This window comes from Providencia sp. PROV119 (assembly GCF_028482435.1).
Taxonomy (GTDB): domain Bacteria; phylum Pseudomonadota; class Gammaproteobacteria; order Enterobacterales; family Enterobacteriaceae; genus Providencia; species Providencia stuartii.
In genome coordinates this window covers 48,483-61,881 of sequence record NZ_JAMPQL010000026.1, presented here as the reverse complement: position 1 = coordinate 61,881, position 13,399 = coordinate 48,483, and the positions used below count along the sequence as shown (strand labels likewise).

Annotated in this window: 10 protein-coding genes; 8 read left to right on the top strand and 2 right to left on the bottom strand. The window is 42.7% G+C overall.

All coding sequences use genetic code 11. The annotated features are described in order from the left end of the window. The first annotated feature begins 462 nt into the window (after positions 1–462). Positions 463–768, top strand: a complete 306-nt coding sequence (gene hdeA, locus PSF11_RS18305; RefSeq protein ID WP_040132657.1) for an acid-activated periplasmic chaperone HdeA — start codon at positions 463–465, stop codon at positions 766–768. Positions 769–818: 50 nt separating this feature from the next. Here hdeA and PSF11_RS18300 read toward each other — a convergent pair whose 3' ends face one another. Then, a complete protein-coding gene (locus tag PSF11_RS18300; RefSeq protein WP_040132656.1) occupies positions 819–1,994 on the bottom strand; it encodes an MFS transporter in 1,176 nt (391 codons plus the stop codon). Between the two features lie 389 nt (positions 1,995–2,383). On the opposite strand from PSF11_RS18300, the gene PSF11_RS18295 reads away from it, so the two are divergent. Continuing rightward, entirely contained in the window at positions 2,384–4,429 is a 2,046-nt protein-coding gene (locus tag PSF11_RS18295) for a TonB-dependent receptor domain-containing protein (protein ID WP_004926288.1), read from the top strand. 118 nt (positions 4,430–4,547) lie between these two features. Further along, positions 4,548–5,426, top strand: a complete 879-nt coding sequence (locus tag PSF11_RS18290) for an alpha/beta hydrolase (protein WP_004926374.1) — start codon at positions 4,548–4,550, stop codon at positions 5,424–5,426. Positions 5,427–5,445: 19 nt separating this feature from the next. Here the strand turns inward: PSF11_RS18290 and PSF11_RS18285 are convergent, their stop codons facing one another. After that, on the bottom strand, positions 5,446–6,378 hold the full coding sequence (locus PSF11_RS18285) for a LysR substrate-binding domain-containing protein (RefSeq protein WP_004926286.1): 933 nt from the start codon (positions 6,376–6,378) through the stop codon (positions 5,446–5,448). 768 nt (positions 6,379–7,146) lie between these two features. Between PSF11_RS18285 and PSF11_RS18280 the strand changes: the two genes are divergently transcribed. From PSF11_RS18280 to PSF11_RS18260, 5 genes are all read left to right on the top strand, one after another. Then, positions 7,147–7,743, top strand: a complete 597-nt coding sequence (locus PSF11_RS18280) for an ankyrin repeat domain-containing protein (RefSeq protein ID WP_004926285.1) — start codon at positions 7,147–7,149, stop codon at positions 7,741–7,743. An 18-nt stretch (positions 7,744–7,761) separates the two neighbouring features. Then, the gene (locus tag PSF11_RS18275) at positions 7,762–8,691 is read left to right on the top strand and encodes a DUF2877 domain-containing protein (RefSeq protein ID WP_040132655.1); all 930 of its coding nucleotides are present in this window, start codon (positions 7,762–7,764) and stop codon (positions 8,689–8,691) included. After that, on the top strand, positions 8,681–10,231 hold the full coding sequence (fdrA, locus tag PSF11_RS18270; protein ID WP_072502618.1) for an acyl-CoA synthetase FdrA: 1,551 nt from the start codon (positions 8,681–8,683) through the stop codon (positions 10,229–10,231). Before PSF11_RS18275 ends, fdrA begins: the two co-directional genes overlap by 11 nt. Next, positions 10,231–11,646 (top strand): DUF1116 domain-containing protein, encoded by a 1,416-nt coding sequence (locus PSF11_RS18265; RefSeq protein WP_004926279.1) that lies wholly within the window; start codon positions 10,231–10,233, stop codon positions 11,644–11,646. The genes fdrA and PSF11_RS18265 overlap by 1 nt, the downstream gene beginning before the upstream one ends. A 120-nt stretch (positions 11,647–11,766) precedes the next feature. Continuing rightward, on the top strand, positions 11,767–13,329 hold the full coding sequence (locus tag PSF11_RS18260; RefSeq protein ID WP_004926277.1) for a hypothetical protein: 1,563 nt from the start codon (positions 11,767–11,769) through the stop codon (positions 13,327–13,329). Positions 13,330–13,399: the final 70 nt, after the last annotated feature.

Genomic DNA, 13,399 nt, shown 5'->3' with positions numbered 1-13,399 from the left:
CAACGTTGGCAATGGGTGTTGTATTACAGGAAACCCCCGAGCTTAAGTCGATAAATGATAACGCGACCTAAGCGAACAACTTTCTTCCTTCTGGTGTTGAAATAACTGCAACGAAATAGGTATTAGTCAATAATCGATAACAAGGTTGAATTTTATTTTTTGTTGATAAAAAAAGTATACCTATAAATAGTTTTAATAAAAGTAAAAACGCCTTTAATTAAATAAAACTTAATTGGTATTTAATTTTTATTGTCATTAAATGATGAGTTTGCGTTTTATTTTACAATATTGAATCAATACCGATGGTATTTAAATAATCATATAAATACTATCGATTTGCGCTCTTTGTTTTTTATTTTTCATCATCTATGATGATTAAGAAATAGGGATATTTTTCTATATCCATATTAGAACCTTTTATGAAAAACTCATCCAATGATCGTTAAATATTAAGGTGAAATTATGAAAAAATATTTTATTGTCGGCATTATTGCAGCTTCATTAACGAGCCTTTCAGCAATGGCTGAAGATAAAAAAAACGATACTAAGCCTTTAGCAGAGTGGACGTGTGAAGAGTTTTTAGCTATCGATGATAATTTTTACCCAACGGCTGTCGGCTTTGGTGAGCTATTAACTAAAAAAGATAAAGTTGAAGATGCAGTTTTAGATGTTGATGGTATCCAAACACTCACACCGGTTGTGATTGATGCCTGTAAAAAAGACACGAAGGCTAACTTTGTTGAACAAGTAAAAAACACTAAAAAATAAGCCAACTAATATCGTTGCGTAGCTTATGGCTACGCAACTTATCGAGATACTCACGTCACTTTTTGAGTATGACGAATTGCCGATAGCGTCATTATCAACGCAAATAGTACACAGAGTGCCGCAATAAAATAGATCCCTCGATATCCCAAATAAACCACCGCCATACCCGCTAACGGCCCAGTAATACCATAGGCGATATCTTGGAAAGCGGAATAACCACCTAATGCGGTTCCACGCATTTGAGGCGCCACAGTTTTAACCACTTCCGTTCCCACGGCAGGGTAAACTAATGAACACCCCGCCCCCGTCAAGGCTGCACCTAAGAGTGCAACCCCATACATTGGTGCCGCCCATAATATGAGCAACCCTACAAACTCTACGGCAAGAGAGACTACTGCGACGCGATAACCATTCATTTTATCTGGCAGCCCGCCCCAAAGCACCCGCACTAATACAAAAGTACAGCCGAAAGCACTGAGGGCAAGTCCAGCGTTTCCCCACTGTTCAGAAACAAAATACAGGGAAATAAAGGTACCAATTGCCGCAAAACCGATACCTTTTAGCGCCAATATGATACCCATTTTCCAAATTTTGCGGATCACTGACCAGAAAGGAAGCCATTTGCCATGTAAAGGCGCCACCGCAGGTACCGTGCCATTAATCAGCAAAGAGATGCAGGGCAACAACATAACCATCGCACTCACCGCGACAAAACCGTAATGTTGGTAGATAACAAGCCCGAGCGGCGCGCCAACCGCTAGCGACCCATAAATCGCCATACCATTCCATGACATGACTTTGCCCGCTTGTGTCGCCCCAACCAGCCGCATACCCCATGTCAAATTACCTGTTAACAGCTGGCTTTCCCCTAAACCAAGAACCAAACGTCCTACCATCAATAATAGAATTTGGTACAAAGGTGCGAGAGGTAATAATACCGCGAGCAAACAGAAGCCCCCTGATATTCCACAGGCACACATCCCTTGCAACGTGGTTCTTTTAGCGCCTTTTTGGTCAGCTAAGCGGCCTGCATAGCCTCGAGTCAACACTGTCGCCAGAAACTGAATACCAACGACCACCCCGACCCATACATCGCTAAAGCCTAATTCTTGATGGACAAAGAGGGGTATCACCGTTAATGGCAGTCCAACGGTCATATACGAAAAAAACATGGCAGCAGAGATTCGAAATAATGGCATTGATGAGTGTGATGCTGATACTGACATAATTGGAGGATGCCCATATTCACAGAATAGCTTTTATTTGCTGACATTAGGTGAGCGAATTAACAATGTCAATTAAGTTAATTTTGAAATTTCTATTTTGTAATCAAGTTGACACTTTATTAATGAACTATTTGATAAATATTATTTTTCTAATATAACCCGCCTTAACCAGATTTATTTTATGGCTATATTCTATTTCTCAATTGTAACGTCTAAATAGCGTAGAAGTTGCAGCTTGTTGATCATTTTACTTCATCCCTGTTAACCGCTCATTTTTATCATTTAATTAGCAAATCACTTATTTATTTTTCATCTATTTCGGTGATACTATTTGTATTCAATATGATTATTACTCTCATTTACATTTGTATTTTGTTTTAAGGGTTACCATGTCTATTCAACGCCACTACACACAACTCGCAGCGGCTGTTATCGCTGCCATTTCATCTCTTCCTGCCTTCGCCCAAGAAGATCCAGACAAAATGATTGTGACTGCATCGGGATATTCACAACAGTTACGCGATGCCCCCGCGAGCATTACGGTTATCTCTAAAGAGCAGCTACAAAATAAACCCGTTCGCGACTTAGCTGATGCCGTAAAAGATGTCGAGGGCGTGAGTATTGTTGGTAGTGCCAATAAACAAGATATTAATATTCGCGGCCTACCCGGCGAATACACCTTAATATTGGTCGATGGTCGCCGCCAAAATAGCCGTGAATCTCGCCCAAATGGTAGTGGTGGATTTGAAGCGGGCTTTATGCCTCCCGTTGAAGCGATTGAACGCATCGAAGTGATCCGCGGCCCCATGTCTTCCTTGTATGGTTCAGATGCAATGGGTGGGGTTATCAATATCATCACGAAAAAGGTGACCAATGAGTGGCATGGCAATGTAGCATTGGGTGGTATTTTACAAGAAAACCGTGATAGTGGTGATTCTACTGATGGTAATTTCTACCTCTCCGGTCCATTGATCAACGATAAATTAGGGCTACAACTGTATGGTGGTGGCGATTACCGCCAAGAAGATAAAATTACTGAGGGCCATAACAAACGCGATAATCGTAGCCTGACAGCAAAACTGACTTTTACCCCACTCGAAAATCAAACCTTTTTACTTGAAGCGGGTAGAACAACGCAAGAGCGCACCTCAACGCCGGGTAAATCGTTCGCTGAATATACGATGCGTGGCGAATCAAAACAGAAAAATACCAAAACTGAGATACACAATGATAGAAACCATTTCGCTCTTACCTATAAAGGGGATTGGGATCTGTTCAACACCGAATTGAGTGTGTACCAAGAGCAAACGAAACGAAATACCAAATCAGAAGTTAAAGACAGCGCTGGCGATTACCACTTTGTTTATGAGGCACGCGTACCCGAAATTACCAATACTGTCGTTGATGGTAAGGTTGTGGCGTTCTTACCCGATAATATTCTGACAGTAGGTGGTCAATTCCAACACGCTAGGTTAAAAGATACTTCTGCAACAGGGAAAAAGACCACTGAAGACACAACACTCCGCGCTGAACAATATGCTTTCTTCTTAGAAGATGAATTTACAGCAACAGATAATTTGATACTGACTGGTGGTTTGCGTTTAGATCACCACGAATTTTATGGTAACCACTGGAATCCTCGTGGTTATGCCATCTATTACTTAACCGATGAAATCACCATCAAAGGTGGTGTATCACAAGCCTTCCGCGCCCCAACTTTACGTGAAGTCAGCCCAAGCTATGGTACGTCAACCGAAAAGGGTGAAGGCATTATCTATGGTAACCGTGATCTGAAACCAGAAAAAAGCCTAAGTGAAGAAATCAGTATCGCCTATGACCACGAATCAGGCTTTAATGCGAGCCTGACGCTATTTAATACTGATTTTAAAAATAAACTCACCAGCTATTATACGGGTGAGCCAGACCCTATCACAGGCCTAAAACTCTACACCTTTGATAACGTGGGTAAAGCGAATATTAAGGGTGTTGAAGTCGCAACAGGTATCCCTCTTGCAGAAGATTGGAAACTGAGCATGAACTACACATATGTCGATTCTGAACGTCGAAGCGATGATGAAAAGTTGAGTAATAACATGTCATTGAAAGGTTACCCTCTAGATAAGACGCCGAAACACACCGCTAACGCTAAACTCGACTGGCAATATAGCGAAGACTTGAACCTCTATACCCGCGCCCATTATGAAGGCAAACAGGTTTGGGCCGCTCAGCGTAACGGTTATACCGCACCACGCTACCGTAGCGGCTACACCACCATGGATGTTGGGATGACGTATCAGCTACTGAAAAATACCAAACTCAATTTGGCAGTATTGAATATTGCGAATGAAAAAGGCCCCAAAATTGATACCAAAGGCGGCAACTGGGATGTTGAAGACGGACGCCGCTATTGGGCTAACGTCAATGTTAGCTTCTAAGTTATCTTAGCCATCGGCAGCGAATATTTGGCGTCATCGGCCAATATTCGCTGTTTGCCTATGCTGGCGCTAGGCCTCCCCATAGACACCGTCAACAACTAAAAAACATAATAACCAAATGATAAATAAACTTATTATCTCCAGTTTACTCTTTTCAATGGCTTTGACGACCGCCTATGCTCGCCCATCGCAAACCCCTCCGGCATTGGATAAGCAAGTCAGCCAATTTTATGATGTTCAGCATCATGATATGGAAAATCCCCATAGCTCAAAGGGAAGCCGTACCTATCGAATTTTTAGTGCTGTGCCTCATGGGATGCAGTCACCAAGACCTGTGCTGTATATGCTTGATGGCAATGGGATATTCCCGCTTGTCGTCAATCGCGCCATCCAAAAACTCCCCAAAGATAAACTGCCTATTATTATTGGGGTCGGTTATCCAATCCATGAAGCCTTTCCTAAGCAATTGCGTACCTACGATTATACGCCCCGCGTTGCTGGTGATGATTTCGCACAAGGTGGTGGATCAGAGGAACTATCTCAATTTCTGACAAGCCAAATTCGCCCTTGGGTGGAGCAGCAATTTGCTATTGATAAACAAAAACAGACCCTATTTGGGCATTCATTTGGTGGGCTATTTACGTTGATGGCTTATCAAAAGCATCCTACGGCATTTCAATCTTTTGTTTCTGCTAGCCCTTCTTTATGGTGGGGAAAAGGCACAATGATAGATAAGGCTCAGTTAACGCAACAACAAAATGCGTCACCTTTATTTATCACCTTAGGAGAGTTAGAAGAAAAGCCTGATTTATCGCGTCTCAGCGAGGAGCAGATTAAGCATTATCAATCACGCTCAAGTTGGATAACCTCACGCCAATTATGCACCATGCTCAGCGACCATGGACGCCATTGTGAATTTACACTTTACCCCAATCAAAGCCATGGCAGCGTGATCCCTGACGCTATCAATAAAGCTCTGGATGTCACCGTTCAATAAACACGTAAAATGTGACGGGCTAATTAATGGGTTTTAACAAATCACTATAGAGTTTCGTTAGAATCCCATTTGCGGTGAATTCCCTACGGATCCACTGTGTCACGAGGCCCGTCGCAGAATGCTGAGTTGCTAATAACATGTGCGAGTCTTGCCGTGGGTTTTGGATCTGTTTTATGACCAACAGGCCATTCTTAACATGCTCTTTCACCATATAATCCGGCAAAAAACCAATCCCCTCACCTAAAATCTGACATTGGCATTTGGTATTGAAGTCAGGAACTTGTATCGCTTCTTGCCCATGTAATAGCCAACCAACCCGCTTATTAATGGTATGTGCTGTATCTTCTACCATGATATTAGGATATAAGCGCAACTGGCTTTCGGCGATAGGCTCAGGCATCAACGCTAATGGATGCGTTGCTGAAATGGCAAATTGCCAATGAATTGCCCCAATTTCCGTATAATCAATGCCTCCGCCATCCATCAAAGTACCTGGTGCACCAATCGCAATATCAGAGAGATTATTGATGATGGCATCCCATACCCCGTTATACACCTCAGTGGTCACTGTTATTTGGCAAGTCGGAAATTGTTTTTTAAGGATTTGCAGCAATTTTGCAGTGTGATAAGGCGTATATAGCAACTGATTAATACAAATACGCACCCGAGCTTCAATCCCCTGCTCAATAGAGTAAATACTCTTTTTGATCAGATGAAAGTTATTTAATAAATCCGTAGCTTTGCGGTAAAAGTAGTAACCCGCTTCTGTTAATTCAATATTCCGTGTATCACGAATAAATAGCACCACGTCTAAATAAGTTTCGATACGTTTAATGGTGTAACTAACCGCAGACGTGGTGATCCCCAACTCTTCTGCCGCCTTACTAAAACTGGCATATTTTGCAGCCGTTGTATATGTCAGTAAATTTTCTTCGGTAAATATTGAATTCATACTGGTGACCCGAAATTGGATAGAAAGAAATTAAAAAATTTATAATCAAAATAATTCGAGCTACAGAAAGGCAGAACATAGCGGGGTCACTAGCAACATCGATCACTGCGAGACTCAGATCCGTGAATACCGCCAACAACCCTGTCGCTTAAAGTAAGAAGAATATATGTGAATTATATTTAATAACCTATAGATATTGGTTGTTTATCAACCATTTTATTACGTTTAAAAGAAATCTTTTATCATACTGAGCCATTTATCAGGGCTATCTTTTTTAGATGAATTAACTGCAAAGAAAGCCCATTAATTTATAATCAAAATAATTAATAACATTGAAATAAATACTAGAGCATCCCCTTAACAATCTCGCTGATCTCGATCAATTAATTCACATTTTTAACAGTTGCAAAACCTTTAGTTTGATGCTTATCACAAAACTGACTAAATCCTTTATTGCCTATCTGATTGACCAGTGAAATTGGATTGTTTCGGTCATTTATTACGCAAAAAAGCCTAGAAATTGATGAAAAATTATGCTTTCGCGCACAAAAAAACGAAATTGTTGATTTTAATTCAATAATCAAGGCTGCTATTGATGAATGAATTTTAAATGGATTCTATTTATTTCAACAGCTTGCTATGCTTAATCCATCATAAAAATACCCATTCTTCTCATACATAATGCGGATTGGGTATTACATTTAAAATTGTCTTTATCTATTTTGGTTGTCGTCAATGAAATGCAGATAACCAAATAAGGGGAAAACCATGACATTAGAGCAAGAGTTTTTATCCGCAGCAGAACAAGGCAACCTAGCGTTATTGAAGCACTGCCTCGACAAAGGAGTGGACATCAATACTACCAACCGCCAAGGCCGGACAGCTATCGTAAATGCGAGTTTAAATAAACATTACGAATGCGTCACTTTCCTCATTAATGCCGGTGCGGATATTAATAAGCAAGACCAAACTTGCTTCAACCCCTTTTTGTTAAGTTGCTTGAATAATGACTTAACCCTATTACGTATCGTCCTTCCCGCTAAGCCCAATCTTGATTTATTAACTCGCTTTGGTGGTGTAGGGATCACCCCCGCCAGCGAAAAAGGCCATGTTGAAATCGTCCGTGAATTACTCGAAAAAACAGATATCAATGTGAATCACACCAACTTTGTCGGTTGGACGCCACTGCTTGAAGCCATCGTATTAAATGATGGCGGCGAAAAGCAGCAACAGATCGTCAAGCTGTTACTCGACCACGGCGCCAACCCACATATGACGGATAAATACGGTAAAACACCCTTAGAACTAGCACGCGAAAAAGGCTATCACGAAATTGCTGAATTACTAATCGCAGCGGGCGCATAGTGCATCACAAGGAGGCTTGTGAACAAGACCAAGACTCAAAGGCAACAACTGTTTGGGCTTTCGGCTGATGCGACATTTTTAAATTTATTCGATCAGCCTACATTTTCAGGACAAATAGAGCAAGTTTTTCGTAAAGCAATTAATATCTCTATTAATAATACGCTTTTTACTTTACTCAGTGCTGAATTAGATAATGCCCCTAACAGTTGTCGATTATTGAATAACGACTTATCTAAATTAAATTTAAAAGAAGGGGAATATATTTATTTCTGTAATAAAACACTGTATTTGGGTAAATATTATTTTATATCGTTTTCCTTTTGCCATCCATGGCAGCCCAATAATGTGTGTTTTATCCCAGAAAACATCAATAAAAAAACCTATTTATCCTTTTTAAATACACAAATAAGCGTAATCGATGTTTTGCTAAACAGAGAAGGACACTCTTTATTTCATTATCATGGAGATAATTTATTTTATTTAACCGCAGCAAAAAAATTAAATTCATTACGCATTGAACTGATTAATTTATTAAAGAAAAAAGACCATCAAAAATTGCCTGAAATGGTTAGGCAGTTTATTGGCCTAGGTATTGGTTTGACCCCATCTGGGGATGATTATTTGGTTGGATTAATGGCGTTTTTATTACTTAAACATCATCCAGCTCAATGTCTGCATCCGTTTTTTGAACAGGGTATTCGCCATGCTAAAGAGGCAACCACTAAAGTCAGTGCCATTACCTTAGAAAAAGCAGTAAACCGTCACTATCGAGAAAATTTGCTGCAACTACTACACATATTAGCGACTGCAAATACAAATGACGCCAAGCCTTATTCGCAGTTGCAAAAGATTTTAGATATCGGGTCAAGCTCAGGCAGCGACATGTTATTAGGCATTCGTGATGCACTGTACCTGACCCTCTACTTTGGAGAAAAGTATGTCGACTAAAGTTGTCATCAAAAAGAATACGTATTTTGATTCCGTATCACTGATGTCTATCTCCACTAAAGCCAATCAACTCGACAATGTTGAGCAGGCATTTGTGGCAATGGCAACAGAGATGAATAAAGGCGTGCTGAAAAATTTAGGGTTATTAACACCAGAATTAGAAGCGGCAAAAAATGGCGATTTAATGATTGTCATTAAAGGCGCCAGTGATGAAGCGAATGAGGCGACGCTTGTTGCCATTGAAGCGCTATTTAATAAGAAAAATCAAGGTGGGTCACAACACGAAGCCAAATATGCCACTCTCCATTCGGCACATAGCCATATTCCAGAAAGCAACTTAGCGGTCATTTCGGTTAATGGTCAGTTTGCTGCTCGTGAAGCCCGTATTGCTCTTGAAAATGACCTTAATGTCATGCTGTTCTCTGATAATGTCTCTATTGATGATGAGCTAGCCTTAAAACAGCTTGCTAGCCGTAAAGGATTATTGATGATGGGGCCAGACTGTGGAACCGCAATAATCAATGGCGCGGCTTTATGTTTTGGGAATAACGTTCGTCGCGGCAATATCGGTATTGTTGGCGCCTCCGGTACAGGCAGCCAAGAACTGAGTGTACGTATTCATGAGTTTGGCGCGGGCGTTTCACAACTGATCGGAACGGGAGGACGCGATCTGAGTGAAAAGATCGGCGGGATCATGATGATTGATGCCCTAAAAATGCTTGATGCTGATGAAGAAACTCACGTCATTGTGTTAATTTCTAAGCCACCAGCCGCCACCGTCGCTAAAAAAGTTTTAGCACAAGCCGAAAAATGCCATAAACCTGTGGTGGTCTGTTTCCTCGGTAATCAGCCTATCCCCGACGATAAGCCTGGCTTAAGCTTTGCTAAAAGCACCAAAGAGGCAGCATTGAAAGCGGTTTTACTCACCGGTATCAAAAAAGAACAACTGAATTTACACTCACTCAATTGGCCTCTCATTGAAGAAGTCAGGGCCAAACTATCACCAAAGCAAAAATACATTCGCGGTCTATTTTGTGGTGGCACCTTATGTGATGAAGCGATGTTTGCCGCTTTGGAAAAATATGATGATGTCTACAGTAATATCCAGCCAAACCCTGAATATCGCTTAAGCGATCTTAACCAGAGCATCGCACACACCTTCTTAGATTTTGGTGATGATGACTTCACCAATGGTAAACCCCATCCAATGATTGATCCGACCAACCGTATCGAACGACTACTGCAAGAGGCTCGTGACCCAGAAGTCGGCGTTATCATTATGGATTTTGTGCTGGGATACGGCTCCCATGAAGATCCTGTTGGCGTGATGATCGATGCCATCAAAGCAGCAAAAGAGATTGCCAAACAAGAGGGTCGAGAGCTGGAAATCCTTGGTTATGTTCTCGGTACTGACCAAGACACTCCATCCATGGATGCCCAAGTGAAAATGCTCACCGATGCAGGTGTGATTTGGGCAAGTAGTAGCACCAACACCGGTTTGTTAGCCCGCGAATTTGTCTGGAAAGGGGAGAATGCGTAATGACTTCATTATTTAAACAGCCATTAAATGTGATTAACGTGGGCATCGAAATGTTCAGTGATGACCTTAAAAAGCAGCATGTTCCCGTCACGCACTTAGATTGGACGCCACCTGGGCAAGGCAATATTGCCGTGATCAACGCATTAGATAAAATTGAAAGTAATAGCGCATTACAAGAGAAAATTGCCGCTGCCAATGCGCAGGCCTTAGAACGCATTATTCAGTCACAACCTGTACTTGTTGGCTATGATCAAGCCATTAACGTCGTACCGGGGATGACTAAAAACACCATTTTACATGCTGGACCGCCTGTTGAATGGAAAGACATGTGTGGCGCAATGAAAGGCGCAGTGACTGGCGCACTGGTATTTGAAGGGCTAGCAAAAGATTTAGCAGATGCCGAACGCGTAGCCGCTTCTGGCGAGATTATTTTTTCCCCTTGTCATGAACACGACTGTGTTGGCTCTATGGCGGGTGTGACCTCTGCCTCAATGTTTATGCACATTGTCGAAAACAAAACCTATGGTAACCGCGCATTTACCAACCTCAGTGAGCAAATGGCAAAAATTTTACGCATGGGAGCCAACGACCAAAGTGTGATTGACCGCTTGAACTGGATGCGTGATGTTTTAGGCCCAATGCTACGTGATGCTATGAAGCTGGCCGGCGAAATCGACTTGCGTCTGATGTTGGCTCAAGCACTGCATATGGGGGATGAGTGCCATAACCGTAATAACGCAGGCACCACGCTGCTTATCCAAGCACTGACCCCTTATATCATCCAAACGGATTTCTCAGTTGCTCAACAAAAAGACGTTTTTGATTTTGTCGCAAGCAGCGATTACTTCTCTGGCCCTACATGGATGGCGATGTGTAAAGCGGCGATGGATGCGGCTCATGGTATCGAATACAGCACCGTCGTTACCACCATGGCGCGTAATGGTTATGAATTTGGATTACGTATCAGTGGGCTACCGGGTCAATGGTTTACAGGCCCTTCACAGCAAGTTATCGGCCCGATGTTTGCTGGCTATAAACCCGAAGATTCAGGCCTCGATATCGGTGATTCCGCCATTACCGAGACTTATGGCATTGGCGGATTCGCCATGGCAACCGCTCCTGCCATTGTCGCTTTGGTCGGAGGAACCGTTGAAGAGGCCATCGATTTCTCACGTCAAATGCGAGAGATCACATTAGGTGAAAACCCTAACGTCACGATCCCGCTGTTAGGTTTTATGGGGATCCCCACAGCCATTGATATTACCAAGGTTGCCGCCAGCGGTATCCTTCCGGTCATCAATACGGCCATCGCCCACAAAGACGCAGGTATCGGTATGATCGGGGCTGGTATTGTGCATCCCCCGTTCGACTGCTTTGAAAAAGCTATGTTGGCTTACGCCGAAAAATACGCCTAGTCGCCGATAATAAGCCCAACTTCGGTTGGGCAATTAATAATAATACGCTGTGATTCACCTGAGCAATAGGGTTTTTAATCATGACTGCCCCCGCAGTCTCTTCTTTGAAGGATACATTCCATGAGTGTAACGAAACTAAAGTGGAAACGTGGTGACTGGGCGGCCTACTTCGGGCTGATGACCAATAACTTAACCAACCTGCTCACTATGATGGGATTACTGATCTTTGTCGTCGGCATCCCTAAAGATCTTGTTTATGGACGTATTGCACCTGCATTTGGTTTTGCCGTATTGCTAGCGAGTATCAGCTATGCCTATTTTGGTCAGCAACTCGCCAAACAGACTGGGCGCGATGATGTCACTGCACTGCCTTCCGGCCCAAGCGCTCCCTCTATCTTTACCGTGACCTTTTTGGTCATCATGCCTGTTTACCAAACGACTCAAAATGCCGAGTTTGCGATCCAAATCGCACTGGTTTGGTGTTTTGTAGAATCGATGATCCTTGTCGGTGGCTCATTCCTCGGCGAAACTATCCGTAAAATGATCCCTCGCACCGTATTGCTCTCCTGTCTCTCTGGGTTAGGTTTGCTATTACTGGCAATGAACCCGATGTTACAGGCTTTTGAAGCGCCTACCGTTTCATTTATCGTATTACTGCTCATTTTTATCAACTGGTTTGGTAAAAAACCTATCTTTGCGCGTATTCCAACGGGGTTATTACTGCTTATTGCAGGAACTGTGCTGGCGTGGGTCTCTGGCTTACAAAGTCCTGAAGCCATTAAAGCCTCCGTTGCTTCATTTGGCTTTAACCCGCCCGGTATTCATATTGATAGCTTCTTACAGGGTCTACCACATGCCTTACCCTACTTGGCTTCAGCCGTACCATTAGGCTTAGCAAACTATATTTTCGACCTTGAAAATATTGAAAGCGCCCATGCCGCTGGCGATGAATACAATACCCGTAAAGTGATGTTAGCTAATGGATTATCCTCTACTGTAGGCTGTTTTATGGGTAACCCATTCCCTGTCACTGTCTATGTGGGTCATGCAGGTTGGAAAGCTATGGGAGCCAGTATCGGCTATACACTCGCCTCTGGTATTACCATGTTCATCGTACCGTTGTTCGGTCTAGGCGCTTTTATGTTAGCCATAATTCCGATGACGGCTATTGTGCCTATCCTAGTGTTTATAGGTGTTGTCACTGCTAACCAAGTGGTGCGAGAGACACCGAAAGTGGAAGTGCCTGTCATCTTTATCTGTCTGTTCCCTTGGATTGCCAACTGGGCACTGACCATGATGAACAGCATGATGGGGGCGGCGGGAACTTCTGCGGCACAAATCGGCACAGATGTCTTACTCAGTAAAGGTGTTTACTACCAAGGTTTAGTCCATCTCGGGAATGGTGCGCCATTAGCCAGTATGTTATGGGGCTGTATCGCTATCTTTGCCATTCTCAATCAGCCACTACGTGGGGCTATAACAGCCGCCGTAGGCGCGCTACTGGTATTCTTCGGTATTATCCACTCACCGATGGTAGGGATAGCACAAGGACCCGCCTTGATGTTTGTATACGCTTACCTCATGATGTCGGGCTTATTTGTGATGAAATACTTCTTAGATAAAGGGAAATCAATAGAAGCGCAACAACCTGAAACCGCTGAGAAAATCAGCAAATCAGTGTAATGCCATTAACCTCCGATCGTCGATGTGCTGAGCACATCGACTTATAGACTCTGTATCAGGATACAATAAC